The organism is Pseudomonas tremae (assembly GCF_001401155.1).
GTDB classification, from domain to species: domain Bacteria; phylum Pseudomonadota; class Gammaproteobacteria; order Pseudomonadales; family Pseudomonadaceae; genus Aquipseudomonas; species Aquipseudomonas tremae.
In genome coordinates, this window is sequence record NZ_LJRO01000234.1 from 1 (window position 1) to 243 (window position 243).

1 protein-coding gene is annotated in these 243 nt (G+C 63.4%); it reads left to right on the top strand.

What is annotated here, in order from left to right:
• A partial coding sequence (locus ALO43_RS15630) for a malonate transporter subunit MadL (protein WP_174518505.1) occupies positions 1–241 on the top strand: 241 nt, incomplete at its 5' end.
• Between the last annotated feature and the right edge of the window lie 2 nt (positions 242–243).

Sequence of the window (243 nt, forward strand, 5' to 3'; positions counted from 1 at the left end):
CGTGGGTTTCTGGGGCGCGCTGTACATACCGGTCGTGGTGGCGATGGCCGCGCAACAAAACGTTGTGACCGCACTCAAGGGCGGGCCGGTGGCGGTATTGGCCGCTGTCGGTTCTGTGGTGCTCTGCGCCTGCACCATCGCAGTGATCAGCCGCACCAATCGCGGCGAGCCTTTACCCAAGGAAGAGCCGCTGCTGACGCCTGTGATCAAGCCTGAAATAGCCCCGGCTGGAGGTCGCTGATA